A 20,854-nucleotide genomic window follows, 5' to 3' on the forward strand; every position below is an offset into this window, starting at 1 on the left:
AACAAATCCCGTATCGAGGAATTCCTTCACATTGTTACTCAGACCGAGAAAAAGAAACCTCAAAATCATTGAATCATCCGCTGAATAAGTGCATCCAGTTCTTTTTTCTTCATCGGCTTAACAGGATGCAAATCAGGCCTTTTAGCCCATTCAGTTTCCATTTTAAAGTAATCTGGTTCTGGCCTGTTTTCGGAGCGCATCAATGCCAACTGCCAATCTATGAACTGATCCCATCGGGATAGATAAATGGTACCTAATACTCCAGACCATTCCTTATGCGCATAATCATGCAGTTCTGTTTTCGGATGATCATCAGGGCCCCAGAAAATAATCTGTGCTTTCGCATTCCACAGTGCATTAACCTTATCCGCGGGACTACCTCCAAAAGCATTTGCCTGTTTTAGCCATCGGTTTACAGAAAAGTACTTATTGGTACTCAACAATGAATCCTGCTGCAAAATCATTTGTCTGAACTTATTGCTGCTCGATTTAAAACTTCCAATATCCTTCTTCTTTATGGCTTCCATCATAGCCGCATACACCACATCAGCCTTATTAGCTTGTACCTGACGTACAAAATCAATCAGATCGGTCTGATAAGTCTCCACACCTTCAAATTCTTTTCCTGCCAAAGCAAACATCCTGACTGCATCTTCAAACTTTGCTACATCATAATTTTTTTTCCTGGTCCCCCAGGTGGAAACGGTGCTGATGTCCATACCAGGTCTGGCACAAAAAATAGATTCGGAAGGCCCCTCCTGATTTACTTTAGGACTACTGTAAGCCGTTTCCAACAGCAATGCCCAGGCCTTGTATACCTTTGAATTCTCTTTTCCATAACGGTATTTTGTATACCCGCCAATCCAGTCTTTAAGCGCCACATGATCCTGATGCCAACCCAGTTCCAGCATCAAATCATAAGTTACAGGGTTATTGTAAATACCTTCAGGAATGATCCCAATACCCTTCAAAAATGAGCCGTAAGTACCATTCTTTGCGCGATAAACCTCATCAGAAAAACGTTGTAATTTGCCGTAAATTCCATTCTTCTCGCCAAAATTGCTAACGTTACTCCAAACAAATGGCGTATTCTCATAACCATGGCGTTTTTCCCAATTGTTCGTATTCTCCCCAAATAATTCAATCACCAGAGTTTTGTCTTTATCTAATCCTGCCAACAATGCATCTGCAGGATTTTGCTGCCAACCCTGTAGTACCCAGGTGGCATCAGGAAAGTTTTGCTGCATCATTTGTTGAATGTGTTTCGCAGAAGCGCCAAGATCAGCTCCTTTTGAAGTCCCCCCTTCATGAAAAGGATCCCCGCCAAAGAAATGCAAATCCTCTCCATACAATTTCTTCATTTCTGAATAATAAATATCAGCTGCTTTAGCAAAATAAGGATCTTCAGGTAAGAGGAAGTCCGGGCGCTTGAAACCTCCAGCCCATAAACCCTGATCAATGACTTTAACCGAGTGTTTATTCTTTAAAGTTGAAGGAACCATCCCATAAAAGCCATGCATTACCGGCTCGATCCCCAATTGCTTCATGCGTTTTAGGATATTCTGCTGAAGCAACACCTGTTGATCTATTAGCCCCTGACTAACGGGGCCGCCCCATCCTTCCAGATTCCCCATTAACCACCAGGCACCAAAAGCAGGGCCTGCGATAAAGTCGGCAATTTCCTTTTCATTGAAGCCTAGCCTGCGTAAGCTGCCTTGCCATACACCTTCCATCCCCACAGGAGCCAACATCAGATTTACCCCGTTTAAAGCCATCCAATCTAACTCTCTTTCCCAATCTTTCCAGGTGTAAAAACTCATGGAATAGCTAATGGTACAATAATTTAAAGCATATCGATACCGATAAGGAGAAGTGATCCTTGCTTTATTCTTCAGCTCAGGGAGTTTACTTAATGCAGTTAGCTGATCGCCAAAATGAGACATACTCCTATGGCAATAATATTTAACATACCAGTTCAATCCCTCTGCAGCAGCACTTGCTGAACTGGCAGCAATCCTCACTTTCCCTTTGCTGGTCGACAATTCAAAAACTTCATTTCCATCAACGGCAGGGATCAGCTCTAAAACCAAGGCCTTTGCCAACCAGGGAAATCTTCTTGCAGCAATATCCTTAACCCCTACATAAGGTTCAGTATGGGCAGAAATCCCCGCAAGCAGCAGTGAAATCAGCATCAATATCCTATAGCTAATCATTTTTTTCATTTGACTTATCATCATTTTTTATTCTTCTAATTTCAGCAAAAAGCTTTTTAAAAGTTTCCACTGTTCTGTCCTTATCTGCCTGTTTACCATGATAGGCTAATATAAAATCCCTGGAATTCCCCCACATGGTGTGCATCATCCCTTGCATTCTATTGGATATGGTGCTGGAAAAGGCTGCCCTCTTTCCGTTCTTTCTAATTGCCTCCACCATTTCCAGCTGTGCAAGCGCAACATCAGGTTTATAACAAGGTGCAGCCAGTACATTAAAGCCTTTAATCGCAAAATAAGCAGGTGTTGGCGCCGCATCCTCATACTTCCAGTCACAAATCATGATGTCTTTGGGGATCAGATCAATTGCCCTGTGGGTATTATTCATACTGGCTTGCCAGGCGGATAGGCCAGTCGTTTTGCCGTCAATTAAACGATCGCTCCACATCCACATTTCACATCCTTTTGCTTTTAGATGATTATTTAGCGCGGTAACGTAAGCCGCAAAAATTTCAGCTTTATCCAGTCCCCCACAACGCGGGCATTGCTCATCCCCAATGATCCACACTTCATCCAGCCCAACATGGAACGCGTCTGCATCACAAACCTCAATCAGTTCATCGATGACCGGAAAGATCAGTTTAAACAGGTCCGGGTGTTTAGGACATAAGCTTTTACTGTAAAAATCGAACATGGTATTGGCTGGCTTCCAGGGATTCGGCGGATTCAGCTGCGGAGATTCATCAAACTGAGGATATGCTTTTAATAAGGGCAATATGTTGATGTCTTCTGACTGATGACCAAGAAGATTCATTTTGGGAATAAACCTGATCCCTGCAGTACGACAAGCCTTAAGAATTTTCTGCAGGTTTTCTTTTGACAAAGCATGATGTCCAGCCAGTTCAGGATGGCTTTCAAATTGATATTTATAGTTAATCCGCAGAACCAGGGTATTCACTCCTTCTTTAGGTAATACCTCTCTGATAAAATCGCAAAACATAGGCACATCCTGAGGATCCGGCGTCGACAATAACAAAGCACTTACAGGGAAAACTGCAGGTGTTGACTCTTTTTTTTGAGCATGAGTATCTATTGACCCTCCAATAAGGAAGGCGAACAAAATGAGGTATATTTTATTCATGATATGGCTTTAAAATGGAGGCCCCGGAACCGGGACCTCCTATACATCCTAATTAATTTTCTTTAAGGTTTCTGTCATCTCTGCTCCGTATCCGTAATAATTGTAGTTATAATACAATACGAAGGTATTTGTTAGCGGATCAAAAGTACTGCTGGTTCCCGGCCTGTTGGTTAACAGATTACCCGGGTCTTCGAGATGCCCGGACACGATAACGGTATAGTTCGCAGGATTCACTTTGAGTACAAACTTATTGCTACAGCACCAGGGTCCCAGATTTGCGATCAAATTAACCTCATAGGTGTGATTTGCAATCTTAGTGATCGTTTTCCTAACCTTCGTCGGATCAGTCCCGTATCCATCTCCATTTCTTATTCCAGTTGCCATATAGGTGCCACTTACAAAGTCAGGGACAGTCAGGTTAACCTGATAGTAGGCCGTTTTTAATGTCGATTTAACTGTCAAAGCGGGCTTTGCACTTTTAATAGAAATGGGGATCAGGTATCTTTTTTCTTCTATCAAAAGTTTAGGATTAATCCCGAATTGCTGAATAGAACTGATGCGCTCATTTTTTTTGATGCTTGCTTTCATGCTCCCTGCGGTGAATGCTCCCGAAGGGGGAAGTTCATAAGCGATTCTTCCGGCAGTAGTTTCTATCTCATTTAAGGAGTCCAGTTTTTGCTGATCAATCATAAATTCGACTTCTATATCTTGTTCTGCCGGGTCTTTCCCTTCTAAATACACGCTATATGGACGGTAGTAAAGCGTATCCTCCTGCCCGGATGCCCTACTCCTCATTTCAATGATATTAAAAGGATTTCCACGTGGAGATTGTGGCATGTATAACATCGGCTGATTGGCAATACCCGGCAAATTAATTTCTTTCTGACATGCGCTGAACGTGAAGAGCAGCACAAGGAATAATAAACTCAGTTTATGATTTATATTTTTCATCGTTTTAAAGCTTAGTTAATAACCTGGATTTTGACTAAAGCCCGAACTTACTCCGCCCAGTTTGTCTATTTCCGACTGTGGAATTGGCAGAAAATACTGCTTCATTTTATCAAAGGTTCGTTTCTCAATGATCGGATAAGTGTAGGTAGTATCCGTTCCGGACACACGAATGGAAACTCCACGCACTACTTTATTATCTACCGTTTCTGCAATTTTCCACCTGCGGACATCCCAAAACCGTTGTCCTTCAAAAGCCAGTTCAATCCTTCTTTCATGCCTGATTTTCTCACGCATTTCTTCCCTTCCTAAACCTGTAGGCAAAGGAGGCATACCCACTCTTGCACGAACCGCATTTACGGCATCATATACCTGTTGATCAGGACCAATCGCTTCGTTATAAGCCTCAGCATAATTCAGGTAAACTTCTGCAGTCCGCATTAATACCCACCTGCGTGGTGAATCTCCGGAAGAGTTGATCAGGTTTACCGATTCCAGAAGATATTTTCGCTGCCAGTAGTTGGTTGCCGTTTTTCCAGGTTCCGCTGCATCAATACCCAAAGGATCGGTTTTTCTACCTTTCCAGGTACTTCCCGGATACAACACCGACTGATAAAAACGGGGATCACGTCCAGCATAAGGGTGATTCGCGTCATAGCCAGAGCCAGGCTCTGCAGGACGTTTTCCTGTGGCTTTAAGCTCATAATCGTCCACCAATTCCTGTAGAACAGTTACCCTGGCATAGCCGATATACCCTGTTGGATTCAATTCCCGGTCAATACCTGCATCTCCAAATGCACCTGGTGCAGGGCGTCCCCAGATGACTTCCTGATTGGTAAATTGTGTAAAGATCTCCGAGTATTTAGGATGCAACAGATAACCTGCAGCCAAAGCCGACTCCAGGGCAATCTTATTCGCATCCATCGCATCTTTCCATCTTGTACTTAGGCTATTTGGATTGAACAGCGGACTGGCGTAATACAATAACAGGCGACCTCTCAATGCCATTACAATAGTCTTTGAGGCCCTGCCAATTTCCGCTTGCCTGTCCGCATAATTAGCTGGCAGCAAAGTCTCGGCTTCCGAAAGGTCCTTTAAAATAGCTGCAACCACCTCATCAACGGAGTTCCTTTTAAAGAACACCGGCTCATCTCCCAATGGGTTCTGAATGGATTCAAATAGCGGCACTCCTCCCCAACCACGAAGCAACTCAAAATAATAGTAAGCCCGCATGGTCAGCACTTCTCCTCTCAATCGTTTTTTACGATCTGGATAGTTATTGTCTTCAGGTATTTTACTATAATTTGCCAGCACAATATTACAGCGTCTGATCTGGGTAAAATAATCTTTCCAGCGTCCCCTTAGAGGAAATGCTGAAGGCGTAAAAAAGCCGCTGTTAAAATTACCGGCATCTGCACCATCGCCTGTGATGGTTGCCTGATCCTGACTTTGATCGGTTTCATCCGTTGCACTGGACATTGGCCAGAATGTCCTGAACATGTTGGGCACGGAATTATAAATATTGTTCACAAACAGCTCCGAGTTCCCAATATCAGAAAACACCTCTTCCTCCGATATTTTCGCATTTGGCAAGCGATCCAGGTAATCTTTCTTACAAGCCGCAAGTCCAATTACGACTGAAAAGAGTAGTATATATAGTTTTTTCATGGTCTTAATTTAAAATTAGAAGTTAACGGTTAACCCAAGATTGTAAATGCTCTGAATGGGATAGGAAAGTCCGGAGAACGAACCTCCAACATTAGATTCAGGATCAACATTAATATCCTTCAGGTGATCCCAGGAATAAAGATTCATCGCATTGACAAATACCCTGGCGGTCTTGGTTCCTACTTTTCGTGTCCAGGCAGAAGGCAGTCGGTAGCCCAGTTCCAGGTTCTTTATTTTCAGATAGTCCGTTTTACGAACCCAAAAAGTAGAATTGATGAAGTTGTTCCCGTTCTTACTTTCATTTCCATGTAGCACAGGAAATTTCGCATTTACAGCGTTCTCCGGTGTCCATCTTTCTAAATGATGAGGTCTGATTCCATCTCTATAGGTGTACACAATCTGGTCCGAGTAAATTTGTCGGCCGCCCATTGCACCTTGCAACAATACGCTCAGGTCAAAACCTTTGTAGCTTAGGCCAAAGGAAGCGCCAAACACCTGATTAGGTACGTTTAATGTAGGAATTGGAATCCTGTCTTCCGGCCCAATAGTTCCATTTCCATTAATGTCTCTATATTTTAAATCACCAGGAATTACAGCTGTAAAACTCTGTACAGGGCTATTGTTGATCTCCGTCTGGTTCTGGAAAAAACCTAGAGCCTGATATCCTAAAGAATAACCAACAGGTAATCCAATCTGACTTTGCCAGGGGTACTGTAATTTAGGCTCATCAATTTCAAGGATTTTATTCTTGGTGAAGGTATAATTCAGATTTGAAAACAGGTAAACTTCGCCAATAGTAGTATTCAGTTTCATTTCAATTTCAAATCCCCTGTTCAATACGGCACCTTTATTTAAACTGAGTTCCGCATCAATTCCATAGTATTCAGGAATCAAATTTGGCCCGGTCAGGATATCCTTTCTATGCTCGCGAAATACATCTACCGTTAGGCGGATCTGATCCTTTAAAAATCCGGCTTCCAGTCCGATATTACTCTTCGTTGCCTTTTCCCAGGTGATATTGGTATTCCCTACTCTACTCTCATAATACCCTCCAACACCTGTTGGATTGTTCCCGAAAGTATAGCCACCACCACGTGCAAATTCAGATACGAAAAGGTAGCGGCCATTTCCAATATTATCATTTCCTACCAATCCATGCGAGCCCCTTAATTTCAAATAGCTAAACACCTTGTTTTCTTTCATAAAAGGCTCGGCAGACATCAGCCAACCGGCAGATAATGCAGGGAAAAACCCATACCTTTTGCCTTTAGGGAAGTTTTCAGAACCATTATATCCCGCATTAAACTCGAAGAAATAACGCTGATCAAAATTGTATTTCAGCTGTCCTACTAAACCTTGATAAACTCTGGGCAGATCTCCGGTGATGGTTCTGTAATTCCTGTTAAACAGTGCTAAACCACTTACATTATGATTTTTAAAACTTCGGTCGTACAGCAACTTTACATCAAAGTAATTGTATCTGGTGGCATTGGTTGCGCCATCCTGGTTTAATGATGTTTTGGCATAATGCTGCACATAAATTGGCTTGCCAGTGTTTTCATCAATCCCTCTATAGCGATAAGATGCTGGCATCTGGTATTGTGAAAAATCAATACTACCAAAGGTTTCAAAAGAGAACAAACTCTTGATCTTTAGTCCGGGGGTAATAAAATCGAGCTTTCTAGTGGCTGCTATATTCCCAAAAGTATTGGAGAAATTAGTATCGGAATATCCGTTTCGGGTCACAATCCCATAGGGATTAATAAAATCAGCGCGTAGGTTTCCTGAAGCCAATGAACCATCCGGGTTAAACACTGGGGTTAAAGCATTGTGCATTTGTGATAAAACCACGAAGAAATAACCGTTGTCATTGCGATCGGCATGAGGCATTGTTCTATTTTCCAATCTCGAAGCAAGATCCAACTGTAGATCTGTATTTTTATCGAGTGTCACATCTATATTCGAACGGAAGTTGTAACGGTCGTATTTATACTTAACACCATATACATTTTCATCAGCTGCTTTAAAGTTGGTCTCCTGACGAAGGTATGATCCCGATACAAAATACTTCACAAATTTAGTCCCACCGTTCACATTTAAATTCACTTGTCTTTGTGGGGTATATTCTCTGATCATTTCTTTATACCAATCTATGTTTGGATATAAATAAGGGCTGGTTTGATTTTTAAACAAATCCAGTTCTTCTTTGGTATAGATTGGCGCCATCCCATCGTTTTTTGCGGCTTCATTTCTCAGTAATCCTGAGTTATAACTATCCAGAAACTTTGGAAAACGCCCAGGTTTCATCAAGGCAGTCTGTGCATTTACCTGTATCGTTGGAGGTCCATCTTCTCCTCTTTTAGTGGTCACCAAAATCACACCGTTGGCACCCTGGATGCCGTACAAAGAGGTAGACGATGCATCTTTCAGGATGGAAATAGATTCAATTTCATTAGGGTCTATATCTCCGAAATTCTGGTCTCCTCTTGGTAAACCATCGATGACTACCAAAGGCGCTGTGTTTCCGGTATAAGTACTAATCCCTCTAATGAAAAGTGAGGAAGCATCACTACCTGGTCTGCCTGAACGTTGCGCGGTTACCAAACCTGGTATCCTACCTGCCAGGGCATTCGTAATATTTGCCACCGGACTTTGTTTCAGCTCTTTTGTAGAGATGCTGGATATCGCTCCTGTAAGACTGACTTTCGTTTGCTTTTGGCCATAACCTACCACTACTACTTCAGAAAGGCCGGAAGTTTCCTGTTCCATAGATACGTCAATTGCAGTTCGTCCATTCACAGCGACTTCCATTGGTTTGAAGCCAATACTGGTGAAAATAAGAATCCCATCTTTAGGGGAAGTAATTTTAAAGCTCCCTGAAGCATCTGTAACGACGGCTCTTTGTTTATCCGATTTTAGGCTAACCGTAACTCCGGGCAGCAGGCCACCTTTATCGGTTACGGTACCTCTTACGGTGATTTCCTCCTGCGTGTTTTGGGGTATTAATTTGGGTGTACTTTTGTTTTCTTTGATCAGTACAATTTTACCTTGAATCTTGTAGCTCAGCCTTTGATTGCTAAAGCATAGTTTGAGTGCTTCTTCGAGGCTCACTTCGTGAACAACAATACTGACCCGATTACTTTTTTCAATTAATCTGGTACTCGCAACAAAGTCATAACCACTTTGAAGCCGGATCTTTTCCAGGACTTCCACCAGCGGTGTATTCCGTTCAGATAAAGATATTTTCTGCGCAAAGGTGTTCGCGCTGGCGGATAGGACAAAAAAGAACATTAGGGCAATAGTTATTTTCATAACCAATAGGAGTTTTTGGGGACGCCATTTCCCCGGCTTGCCTGGGTTAAAAGCAATTAAATTCATACATTTGAATGAGTTTGGGTTAACGATTGATTTATCTGTCGGTATTTTTTATCCGGTCTTACCGGATGGGGTTAGCTCAAATGATTAGACGTATTCCGACTGGTACTCGGAATGCGTTTTTTTTTAGCTCCCTGCTTAGGCTTTAACAGCGTAGAATTCTCTTCATCTTTGGTTAGGTTTGGTTAGGTGGTTTTCTGATTTATTTATGGTTTCTTTTTAAAAATGGTCACGTTTGTACCGCTGATCGTATAATCCAGGTCCTCTGTTTCTTTCAAATAATTAAGGATCGAAGAGAGCGTGTTATTTCGTGAGACAGCTCCCCAGAATTGCAAATCGGCGATATCTCCTTTCAATTGAACATCTACGCCGTACCATCTGGAAACTTTACGCATGATGCTTTTAAGACTTTCGTTTTTGAAAACGATCTTACCATTCATCCAGTCGAGCGCTGCTGATTCATCAGCTTTTTGGATTTTTAGCTGCTGATCTTTTAAGACAGCTTGTTCTCCTGGCCGAAGCATTGATCCGGCGCCTCCATTTATCGGATGTACCCGAACGGAACCTTCTAATAAAGTGGTCGTGGTAGCCTGCTCGTCTGCATAATTATTGATGTTAAAATGAGTACCCAAAACTTCTGTTTCTTGTCCAGAGGTTTTCACTACAAAAGGGTGGTTCTTATCTTTTGCAATTTCAAAATAAGCCTCTCCTTTTAACTCTACCACACGTTTACCCTTCCCAAATGAGCTAGGAAACTTCAGTTCAGAAGAAGCATTTAGCCATACTTTACTTCCATCCGGTGTCACGAGTTGATAAACACCTCCTTTTGGGGTGCTGATCGTGTTATAGGCCGTGTCTTTATTTTCAACCGACTGCAGCAGGCAGGTTAATTTCCCTCCAATAATTTTAGCATAACTGGCTCCATCCTTATTCAGGACTAAGCCCTCAGTAGCATTTTCGAGATCGATAGACTCCCCATTACTGAGCGTAAGTGTTGCCCTGTTACTTCCGGCAGTAATGTCGCCTGAAGCCAGTATTTGATTCCCTGAGCGTTTATGATCTGCATTCGACCTAAAGAAATACCAGGAAAATGCCGTAATGAAAGTAAGCACAGCTGCAGCTTTAAGGTATACGCTCCAGGAAGTTGTTTTTACATGAAGTTCCTGATTGATTTTATGATGGATCGATTCCCGATTCTTATGCAATACCGCCGAGACTTCTTCGGTATCCAGCACCTCATCATTCTCAGCGGCTAATTCAGCCAGGATTAGCTCTTTCAACTCCGTTTCCTCTCCTTTTAAAAGAAAATGGTTCATTAAACACCTGATTTCTTCTGGTGTGCATTGACGGGAAAGGAACTTTTGGTATAGTAGTTTTAAATCCTGCATAGTATATTTAGCTTAGCTCTATATACCTATACGCTGCTAAAAGGAGAAGTCTATGCTCGGGGGTATTTATTTTTTTAGATTTAAAACAGAAGCTTGATATTAGTAATCTCTCTTCGTAGGAAAAGTAAGGCTTTAGCCATGTGATCTTTGATTGTTCCTTTGGAAACGCCAAAGTATCCGGCCGCATTCTCATAACTCTGATCCTCCATTTTTACGCGACGAAATACGAGTCCCCTTTGTGGAGGAAGTTTGTTAATTGCATCTTCTAATGCCTGATTCGTCTCTTTTAAGGCAATGCTATCAGCAATCGGATCATGGACCTCTGTCATTTGTAAAGCCAATTGATCTGTCAGTTTCTTATCTCTTGCTGCTTTGCGATAAAAATCGATCGCGCAATTTCTGGCAATACAGACTAAAAAACCTTCAAATGGCATATCCGGATTCAGCTCTTCTCTTTTATTCCATACTTTAAGAAAAACATCCTGATGAAGTTCCCCAACGACTTCGGGAATATGAACTAGTTTTCTGAGGTTATAATAAATCTTCCTTTCGTAAGCTTGATATAATACGTTAAATGCCTTCTGATCTCCAGATTTCAGCTTTACAAGCAGTTCTTTCTCTACCTCAGGAAGGATTTTAGGCATAGATAATTATAAATTAGATGGTTAGAAGACCATGCAATATAAAATAAATTTCAAGCCGATTTCTGATTTTTCTACATCTTTAAATAAGATGGTCAGAACTTTTTAACTTATTTGTTTATAAGAGAGCCATTGCTGAGTATTGCAGAATCTTGGGACGCACTTTAGAGAAACAAAAAGAAAGATTTACTGTTAGCCTGCGCGTGGTAATAGTTATCTCTTCGTAAATTATTAACTATAATAAAGTAATACTAGTTTCAACTAGGAAAGACATTGTCAGAAGCATTGATTTTTTTTAATTTATCATTGACGATAGTCTTTATTTTGCCTGTTCCAATTACCGTAGCACCCTCTCTAAATTCAAACTCCATTCCTTCAATCAGCTTGCTTGCAAAGTAATCATCTGCAATTATTCTTACTTCTGCATCAACTGTTTCACCAGGAAACACCAGTTCTCTACCAATAAATGTTTGCTGTCCGGAAGTTTGCATTTCATCAAAATCAAACTTCACTTGTGGCCTATATCCAGACTTTGCCGGTATTTTTCGTCCGCCTTGCTCGGTCGTCCTATAAGTAAGTGTGGCAATGAAGTCTGCTTTCATTTCGAGTGATATGCTATTTGGCATGTTTAAACTTTGCGTATGTTAATCTTACTTACTATTTTCTCCTGTTTCAGCTTCTATTTTAAATATAAAATCTAGTTATAGATAGCAATATAACCGAATATCAGAAAATAAACTAAATCTCTGTTATGTTTATAATTTTTAGTCAATTAAGATTTTCACTAATCATACTTTTTGGGAAAATAATCGACATTTACTGTAATTAATATCTTTATTAGTGGCGAAATCATACTATTTCAACGATTATTATTGTATTTATGCATTGTGTGTTAGGATCCTAAGTTGAACTTAAATCTTATAAAATTATCTCCTTAGGTAGAAAATCTTTCGGAGAAATCCCAAAATGATCAGCAAGCTTAGCAATATGCACAAGATTGTACTTTGCGCGGTTTTTCACACTTTCTATATTAGTCACAAATGTGCGTTTCACATTTATTATGTTCGCTATATCTTCCTGGTTAAGCTTCTTCTCTTTCCTTAGTTTGATAACGTAATCAATCACATATTGTTCTATAGGGGCAATGTTTGTTGGCTCATTCATAATATTATAAAGGGATAAAAAATAAAATTAACAAATGCCATACACATATGACATATTTATATTATATTTACTTTATAGGTAATTAATGAAATTAATAAGTAAATAAAGGTAGTTCTATTATTTAACACAACGAGCCTCGCGACCGAAAAACTAGTAATTGGCTTACAAGTGCTTCTGTTGCAAATGTAGAATGCAGGTGTCTAGACCCATCTAAGGTGACAGCTTCTACAAGGCTCATTAATTTAAAATTATGAGGAAAAGAAACACACTCCGGTACAATGAGCTTACAGATAAGCAAATTTTAAATCCACATTTATTCATTTCAGATTTCTGCAAACATGAAATAGATATTGAAGAATTTCGCACTACAGTTCGGCTATTGATCAAATCCGCGTGCACCAAGAAACAATACGGGGTAACTGATGACTATTTTCACAATTACAGGTGCCTATTGAGATTACTTGAAGCAGGACATATATTCTTTTGCCGTGGTACCAGCTTTTCATTAAATTGTGAACCAAGCATACCTAGCGACAGTTCATTAGACCTTAACAGATATTATCGCACACTAATTTCCATGCACTTTAAAAGCCTTTCAGAGGAAGAAATCAAAAACACCCATTCCTTCTTTAAAGACTTTTTCAATTTCATGACTTTAAACGAATGGCGCTTAACGTTTAGCAGAATTGTAGAATATGCCTATCGCAAGCCTACTATTGATGAAGTTATAGAGGATGGAAGTACAATGGTTGTTATTAAAGAATACATTGAAAAACTTATCGAGGTCATTTATTTAATTGACAGTAGCCAAACTGTTTTCTGCATCAATGATACCAGCACAATTGTAAACTAATCAAAAAATGACAATTATACTTAATACTAGCCGCTATGGGAAAGCTTATCTACAAATATAAAAGAGTATTCTGATCGATGATTGAACCATGCCATTTTCTTCTACCCCACGGTTCTTTCCGTAAACACCACAGTAAAAACCGCGCGGTGGCCATAGGCTAAGGTGTTTTTGCAAGCCAAGAATGCACTTGGGGAACTCTTTTGCAAAAACACCTTTCTTTATTTCCCTTCTTAAATAAAATATCTAGAAAGGTAGAGTATCCAGTTAGCTAGTAGGTAGGCTTTCTAATTCCCACAACCTTATAGAAGCAGTTGTCGACCATAACGTAAAGATGGAACAGCTCGTAGGGAAAGTTTACGTTTGCAGCACATTGAACCAACCAGGTATTTATGAACGGATTTAACCATTACCTAATTGTCTGGTAAGAACTATGTGGTTAAGAACATCTAGAACCTCGCAAAGATCCTTCGATTAACAGAACCAAAAATGGATATGAGCGGAAAAATGTAGAATTTTGGTAGAAAAAGAAATATGATCAGTTGGACATCAATGCCATCTCTTTGTGCTGTCAAATAATTAACTTTAAAGATTTACAATTAGCGCCTTAAATAAAATGGATAAAATAAACTGGCCACAGTATAACCATGATGATTTTGAATTGTTCTGCAATGCCTTGATGACGTTCGAATTTGGAAAAAGCTATAAGCCATATACTGCTCCCGGCCGAGACGGCGGAATAGATGGTTTCTTTTCGGGAACATACGAGAATAATACGGGCGATTGGCGCTTTCAGTTCAAGTTTTACCAGTCTGCCAGGAGTGTGTCGGTAAGTAATCTAAAGTTCCAGCTCAAAAAAGAAGCGGCAAACTTAAATGACGAAGCATTTTTTGTTTTGGCCACAAATGTGGACCTACTTCCGCAGGAGTCGGCAGCGCTATCTGAGGCATTTCAACAAGTGTTAACCAAAACCGGAAAAGATTGCAAAATCTTCATCTGGGACGGGGCAAAACTATCGTCCCTGTTCATCCAGTATCCAATACTCTCGCTATGGCTGTATGACGGATTCAAAACCTCGCAACTTAGGAATTACCGCGAAGTTTATGAAAGGCAGCTCAACAGTAAAGACTTCGAACCATCCTCGATGAGCAATTTTTTCATCGGGCGTCAAAGTGATCTCGACTTACTCGAACAGTTTCTGCAGAGTGATCAGACCTTGGGGATAATTACCGGTGAGGCTGGGATTGGCAAAACCAGGCTTGCATTGGAATTCTTCGAGCGAAAGGTTGACCGGTCAGAAGATTGGGATGCGCTTGTACTGATGAACCGGCACATAGAATTCGATAAATTGCGTAAAGCCCTTTCACCAGGTAAAAAATATATCGTATTGATTGATGATGCACATACTTTCGAGCCCAGCGTCATAGCCGACATGAAGGCCATTGTCGACAGCCTTCAAAACGTTAAACTGCTGCTTACGGCAAGAAAACTCGAAGCATTTAACGCCCTAGTGCTATTAAAGGAATACGAAAAGCAGAATATACTCAACATCACCCTTTCTGAACTGTCCAGGCAAGAAACCAGTGAGGCTTTTCTGAGATATATAGGCAATACAGATTATAAGCATTATCTAAATCAACTGGTTACAATATCGTTCGGAAAGCCCATCCTGATTATGGCAATCCTAAATGCAATGAGCAAGCACATCCAGATCAACCAGATCAAGTCCCAGGATTTCCTAAGGGACTATGTCAAAAATTATTTTGAAACTTTTTGTGTCAAGGTATTAGGAGAAACGGGAGTCCATAAGATAAAGTCCCGACAGCTTTTGCGGACTATCGCACTCCTGGAGCCATTCAATTTTTCGGACAGTGAAATTATAGGTAAGCTCAGCCGTTTGCTGGACATTGACCAGGTTAATGTTCAAACAGCATTTAGATATCTGATCGATAATGATTTCGTAAATGGCAGATATGAGCAGAGCATCAAACCAGATTATTATAGTGATATCCTGCTTTCAGATATTGACCAAACTTATGTAATTAAAATCCTATCCGAATTTCTTCCGTTTACAGGAAATATTATCGTAAACCTGAGTAGTGTTGACGAGGTAAGTGAGGGAAGCAAAAACAATCTTTTGCAAGATATATTGACAACCTATGTGGGGCTGATCAGAACTGCCGAGGGAATTGATATTGTCAACAATATATTTACAACCGTTCGGACAATTACTTTCATAAAGCCTGATATAGCAAAATTAACGATAGATCAGTATCTCGATTGTATGAAAATTGAAGGACACCCAATGGCCTTGGAATTTGTTGAAGAAAAGAAATACAATTATTTCTCTGGAGAAAGTACCTTGGGCAAGGTGATTTCCATGCTCAGCTATCTCTATGAAAGCCCTTCCAACTGCGATTATGTCTACAGGCGGTCATTTAGGCTTTACGAGTTGACTGAGCAGGCACAGATTGCTAACATCTTTAGTTTCGGTAAAAAAGACGCTATCGAAAAATTCAAGATGCAAAGACAGGACTTTTTTGTCAAGGAGTTCAGCAGGAAGTTCAGAAAATATAACAGTGTAGAAAAAATGTTTGGCCTGCTTTGCCTTAAATCTTTTACTGCACTAGATTTCACGGCATCGGAATGGAGTGCTGTTAATCTCGACAGCCTGAATATTACCACCTATTATATTCCAAACATTCCTTCAGTTAAAAAGTTTAGAAAACAATTGGTAGATACGTTGATAAAACTGTTCCAATCATTAAGCAACGAACCCAGCAGATCAGAAGTTTTCAGGTTATTGATCGACATTCCTAGAGGCATTTTTGCGACCCACCGGAATGCCAAATCCTATGTTAATGACAATGAGATCAGCACCGTGCTGAATTTCTTGAAATCCGACACCGATAAATTTGATATCATCGACCGCAAAGAGGTCCTAGAAAAAATTTACTGGTTTCAGAAATGGGGTATATCAGAAGAACTGCTCCCATTGCTCGACGATGTACAGGAAGCATTAAGGCCAAAAAACTTGGTTGAGCGCCTCACCCAACTTTTTTCAAAAGCAGAACTCAGCATCTTGGAATTACCCAACGTGGAAAAATATGTGGCCGAAAAATGTGAGGAAATCGTAGCAGATGCGGATGAGAAGTCACTGGCAACAAGTATCGTGCAATTTCTTGCCCCACAGCCCTATCCTCCACATTATTACTGGTCCTTTCAGGACACACTGACCAAGGATTATCCAAGCTATGCCAAGGAGCTTCATAACGCTCTGTTTGAACACTCAATGCAACTATATTCGACCTATGCTTCGAATATCCTGGGATCGTTCTACTATTTACATCAGGACGAAAGTTTCTTTCGTAATCAGGTAAAAGTCCTGCTCAAACAAAAATCCGTAGAGGCGGATAACGTTATATTATCCGTATTTGCCCGACGGGTCCCGGATAAAACGAACGTATTGCAGGAGGATTCGGATCTGATCATTGGGATTTTCGACAAGAACATTAGGGACAATGACTATATGCTTTCAATGGCCATCCAATTATTGTTTGCTGCCAGTCATCCCGATGCCATGGCTATAAGCCAAAAGTTCTTGGCAAGGGTTTACCAAAAGCAATCGGAGATTTTCTTTATCCGTCTGGCCGATAACAAATCGGTTACTACTGATCAGATGGCGGAGCTGATTTTAAACCATACGTTACAATATGCATTGACCTACGAGTTAGAACGCTGCCTTAATCTTGTACTGCAGAGTAAAGGAGAAGTAGTCGTATTTGAATACCTCGCAAGGCGATATGAGGTCAAAAAGAATTTTGTAATGAGCAAAAAAACGCTTTTCGGGTATGAATTTGTTCCCCGTTCAGGATCGCATTCCCATTTGTTCGACAAAATGCCTGAATCCAAAATGAGTATGTTCAAGAGGGCCTTAAAATGGTATGGAGACTTGGACGGCGATGCTGGGCATCTATTCTATGCAAAGGACATGTTAGACTACCTTCAACCTCAGGAATTTGTCAATAAAGAACTGGCCGATTACTATAGGAAACAAATCGCCCAATTTGAAGACGATGGATCTCGTTTGGAGCGTATACTGGAGTCATTAAGTATCTTTCACAACAAGGATGAGATACTGGTCGAACTTGTAATATATGCCTTTGACTTTGCCAATGACTTCCAGGATTCTGACATGGAGTTGTACAAAAGCCTATTCTACCAGCTCTATAGCGCACTTACTACCGTAGGAATAAAAAGTGGTACCCCGGGAGAACCTTTCCAGGTCGATCTTGACCTGAAAAGCCTATTAGAATCCTTTATAATCAAGCTGCCGGAGCATCTTCCAGTAATTTCACTAATCAGGGAAGCACTGAAATCAGTCGATGCAGAAATAGATCATGGACTAGACAGAGACAACATCACATGGCAATAATCAACAAAACCCGAACACTTACCAGCTTTAATCATCAGAGGAATAAGCTTATAACGCTACTCACGGCAAAAACAGCTGCGGCAAAGATCACCACTGTCAATCGGGACATCGATAGCAAATACCGAGCTGATGGCGCCAATGTACACGACGTATTGAATGCAATTGAAGCCAAATTCAAAAGATGCGAATCCCTCTATTTTACGTATTTCGAAGACCCAGACCATGATGTACTGATTGGAAATATAACAAACTTGCCAGTTGGGGTCGACTGCGAACTGATGGACGGTACATCGGTAATCAAATATTACTTCTCTACCGACGACCGAAATAACTATAAGGAAATTGTTGACTTGAATTTTCAGACATTCATCCTGACCGTTGCTTCCCTTTATGAGAACCTAGTTTTGCTTTCGGAGATCTTTATGAAAAAGGTGATTGTCTATATCAGAAAACCTCTCAGTTCACCGCTTCACGACTATCTGGACTACCTCAAACTGCTCATCACCCTAGGCTACAGAGGAAATGACAAATTGAATCAATGTATGACGACATCAGCACCGTTTCTGAATATGTATCTAAGCCAAATCAACGGCCTGCGCAATAAATTTATCCATGGCTATTCGATAAACCTGGAATCCGACGGGTTCAACTACTATGTCAAATCAGAAAATACTACAATTTTTACTCCGAGATCTGCAGATCTCCTGTTGCATGTATTTACCAAAGAGGTGCTGGATCAGACGGGAATATTTATCGCAAATCTGATGACAGCTTTAGAGCGTTCAGCTAAACATCACAGGAAATCAATCCCAGCATAACGATGAGGTCCCTCCTAAAAACTGTAACATTTAAAACTAGAAAAAAAGGCTGATTACCTCCTCTGAATTTAACACACCACTAAAGTCGAAAGTATCGCCTCCACAAACCTTACGTTAGCGGAGGCGATATTTTATTTTCTAGATCTTGCATTCCACAAAAGACGAATCATCTATCAATAAATTTTCTAGTAGAAGCCGAATTTTACTATTTATGGGGTTTATGATATGCATTTACTTATGGAAAAGAAAACTCCAAATTAAGAATATCAAATATCCGTAATTACAAATTACATGATCAAAGGTCTGATGGGAAATTCAGCCCTTAAAAGTGTACGATGGAACTTGTCTTACTACTAATATTTTTTATTAATTTTAGGTAACACTGATAATCAGTTGATTTACGTACAAAAAAAAGAACAACATGAAAAACGCTCTTCTTATGTTAGGGATGATCTTCAGCATCTCCCTGAGTAGTTATGCTCAACTCAGACATGGCCCTTCTGCTAAAATTAGCTATGGCCCATTAGAAAAAGTAGCCTTTGGTGCAGGTTATCACTTCACATCCATTGGCACTAACGACTGGGGATGGTTCCGCCCAGGATATAACATTTATGCCGAATATGTACCTGAATTTAAAGCACTCGGATTATCGGCCGCTTACCAATACACCTTTATTTTTATTAAAGCCGGAGTAGATGCAAATGTACGTACACGTAGCGATGTCAAAAAACCATATTTTTCCTTTATGCCGAACGTAGGAATTGACCTGATTGCGCTGGATTTATCCGTAGGACCAGAGTTCTATACCCAGAAATTTAACGATAAGGCTGTTGCTTTTAAAATATCGCTTAAAGTTCATCCAACTTTGTTTAGTGACAAAACTTATAGACAAAGATTTACCAAAAAAAACGGTTTGACCCAATAGAAGAGGATTACAGAATATTTCTGCATGATAAAAACAATAAATAATTTTAAAAAAATACTCCTTTATGAGTATTTTTTTAAAATTATTTATTGCGTAAACTTGATTATTCAGTCATGTTTTTCTCTTTTATAAATATTTGTTTTTATTCAGTGTAATAAATAAACGATAAAATTTCACAAAATCAGCTTTTAGAAATTTAAAAACTCAGAATATGAAAATTGTATTTGCCCTACTTGTGATTATAGGTTTTTATAGTTGCAGTAATCCAGTTAAAGAAAAAGATACTGCGACGGAAAAAGTGAAGGAAAAAGAAAAAGAGTATTTTAATAGAGGATTAATAGATTCTCCTGAGGTAAGCGATCTAAAGATTGTAAAAATAACAGCTGCTCAGCCGTCAGACGGATCTGTCAACTCCCTTAGGGCTGACAATTATTTTGTGGACCAGTTCTCATGTGTAGTTCAGGGATATAGCTATTACAGACTTACAAATCTCCATCCCAACAAAACAATCACTGGATGTGTGACGAAAAGCTGGCTTTATGAAGGGAGAACTGTTTATGAAAATGTAGCTTTTACTTTAAAACCAAATGAGTGGCAGATATTCGGTTGTTTCTTTGTAACTGTGAGTCAGCCAATAACTTTTAAAATTTGTTCTTCTTTTGGTACGACTCAGAATTGTGCATGCTCAAGTAAATAATTGGGAATAAAGCCATCCCAAGGTTGGGATACAGTTGAAATTATTTATGATTTAATCCAACCATTTGAAAACAAGAAAGAAATCTAAATCTTAATATATATGAAAGAAAACAAAAATTTACCCCAGAACTTTGACGGGGCACTTTTTGCCTACAACGAACATGAGGTCCTTAAAGCAATGGGGTATTTAAACAAGCCTTCTACTGCTCTATTTGTTGAGCCTGCAAAAAATGAGTATTGGATATTTTACTATGGCGGTCTAAATCAATCACTTTCGGATATTAGTTTAAAAAACATTGATTTAGCAACAGCAGAAAGAAAAAAAAGCAACCCCCTGAAAACTGAAAAAATAGGTAAGTTTAGAATTGACTCAATTATTGTCGATGAACTGTTTTACTTTACATTTTCTGATGTAGTTGATCAAATCAAAGATCTTGATTCGATAAAGGTAAGTACTGAAGAAGCGTCCGGTGGCAAACGCACAATACATGTCTTCTCCGAAATTTAATCTAGTTTCAATTCTTATGTTGAATTAGTTTGGATAACGCTTTGTAAAAGAGATTTCTGCATTATTATCATGGCGAAGTCTCTTTTT

15 protein-coding genes are annotated in these 20,854 nt (G+C 39.9%); 6 read left to right on the forward strand and 9 right to left on the reverse strand.

Annotated elements, in window-relative coordinates:
• Positions 1 to 65 precede the first annotated feature (65 nt).
• The 9 genes from R2S10_RS02915 to R2S10_RS02955 form a co-directional block, all read right to left on the reverse strand.
• Positions 66 to 2,222, reverse strand: a complete 2,157-nt coding sequence (locus tag R2S10_RS02915) for an alpha-N-acetylglucosaminidase (protein WP_316838939.1) — start codon at positions 2,220 to 2,222, stop codon at positions 66 to 68.
• Positions 2,206 to 3,351, reverse strand: coding sequence for a family 20 glycosylhydrolase (locus tag R2S10_RS02920; protein WP_316838940.1), 1,146 nt, complete (start codon positions 3,349 to 3,351; stop codon positions 2,206 to 2,208). Before R2S10_RS02920 ends, R2S10_RS02915 begins: the two co-directional genes overlap by 17 nt.
• A 48-nt stretch (positions 3,352 to 3,399) precedes the next feature.
• Positions 3,400 to 4,302, reverse strand: a complete 903-nt coding sequence (locus R2S10_RS02925; protein WP_316838941.1) for a DUF1735 domain-containing protein — start codon at positions 4,300 to 4,302, stop codon at positions 3,400 to 3,402.
• Positions 4,303 to 4,317: 15 nt separating this feature from the next.
• Positions 4,318 to 5,967 carry a RagB/SusD family nutrient uptake outer membrane protein gene (locus R2S10_RS02930; RefSeq protein WP_316838942.1) on the reverse strand — a complete coding sequence of 550 codons (1,650 nt, stop codon included), beginning with the start codon at positions 5,965 to 5,967 and terminating at the stop codon, positions 4,318 to 4,320.
• 15 nt (positions 5,968 to 5,982) lie between these two features.
• A complete protein-coding gene (locus tag R2S10_RS02935; protein WP_316838943.1) occupies positions 5,983 to 9,279 on the reverse strand; it encodes a TonB-dependent receptor in 3,297 nt (1,098 codons plus the stop codon).
• A 269-nt stretch (positions 9,280 to 9,548) separates the two neighbouring features.
• Positions 9,549 to 10,658, reverse strand: coding sequence for a FecR family protein (locus tag R2S10_RS02940; RefSeq protein ID WP_316838944.1), 1,110 nt, complete (start codon positions 10,656 to 10,658; stop codon positions 9,549 to 9,551).
• 152 nt (positions 10,659 to 10,810) lie between these two features.
• The gene (locus R2S10_RS02945) at positions 10,811 to 11,374 is read right to left on the reverse strand and encodes an RNA polymerase sigma factor (protein ID WP_316838945.1); all 564 of its coding nucleotides are present in this window, start codon (positions 11,372 to 11,374) and stop codon (positions 10,811 to 10,813) included.
• Between the two features lie 254 nt (positions 11,375 to 11,628).
• Complete coding sequence (locus R2S10_RS02950) at positions 11,629 to 11,973, reverse strand: hypothetical protein (protein WP_316838946.1); 345 nt, start codon at positions 11,971 to 11,973, stop codon at positions 11,629 to 11,631.
• A gap of 316 nt (positions 11,974 to 12,289) precedes the next feature.
• The gene (locus R2S10_RS02955; RefSeq protein WP_316838947.1) at positions 12,290 to 12,535 is read right to left on the reverse strand and encodes a helix-turn-helix transcriptional regulator; all 246 of its coding nucleotides are present in this window, start codon (positions 12,533 to 12,535) and stop codon (positions 12,290 to 12,292) included.
• Positions 12,536 to 12,785: 250 nt separating this feature from the next.
• Here R2S10_RS02955 and R2S10_RS02960 point away from each other — a divergent pair, with 250 nt between their 5' ends.
• The 6 genes from R2S10_RS02960 to R2S10_RS02985 all read left to right on the forward strand — a co-directional run bounded on the left by R2S10_RS02960 (position 12,786) and on the right by R2S10_RS02985 (position 20,767).
• Positions 12,786 to 13,388 carry a hypothetical protein gene (locus tag R2S10_RS02960; protein ID WP_316838948.1) on the forward strand — a complete coding sequence of 201 codons (603 nt, stop codon included), beginning with the start codon at positions 12,786 to 12,788 and terminating at the stop codon, positions 13,386 to 13,388.
• Between the two features lie 613 nt (positions 13,389 to 14,001).
• Positions 14,002 to 17,820 (forward strand): hypothetical protein, encoded by a 3,819-nt coding sequence (locus R2S10_RS02965; RefSeq protein WP_316838949.1) that lies wholly within the window; start codon positions 14,002 to 14,004, stop codon positions 17,818 to 17,820.
• The gene (locus R2S10_RS02970; protein WP_316838950.1) at positions 17,811 to 18,638 is read left to right on the forward strand and encodes a hypothetical protein; all 828 of its coding nucleotides are present in this window, start codon (positions 17,811 to 17,813) and stop codon (positions 18,636 to 18,638) included. The genes R2S10_RS02965 and R2S10_RS02970 overlap by 10 nt, the downstream gene beginning before the upstream one ends.
• A 421-nt stretch (positions 18,639 to 19,059) precedes the next feature.
• Positions 19,060 to 19,563 (forward strand): hypothetical protein, encoded by a 504-nt coding sequence (locus R2S10_RS02975; RefSeq protein ID WP_316838951.1) that lies wholly within the window; start codon positions 19,060 to 19,062, stop codon positions 19,561 to 19,563.
• A 211-nt stretch (positions 19,564 to 19,774) separates the two neighbouring features.
• Positions 19,775 to 20,260: a hypothetical protein gene (locus R2S10_RS02980; RefSeq protein WP_316838952.1), complete on the forward strand. Its 486-nt coding sequence runs from the start codon at positions 19,775 to 19,777 to the stop codon at positions 20,258 to 20,260.
• A 99-nt stretch (positions 20,261 to 20,359) separates the two neighbouring features.
• On the forward strand, positions 20,360 to 20,767 hold the full coding sequence (locus R2S10_RS02985; protein ID WP_316838953.1) for a hypothetical protein: 408 nt from the start codon (positions 20,360 to 20,362) through the stop codon (positions 20,765 to 20,767).
• The last annotated feature ends 87 nt before the right edge of the window (positions 20,768 to 20,854 follow it).

This window comes from Pedobacter gandavensis (assembly GCF_032678745.1).
In the GTDB taxonomy this organism is placed as follows: domain Bacteria; phylum Bacteroidota; class Bacteroidia; order Sphingobacteriales; family Sphingobacteriaceae; genus Pedobacter; species Pedobacter gandavensis_C.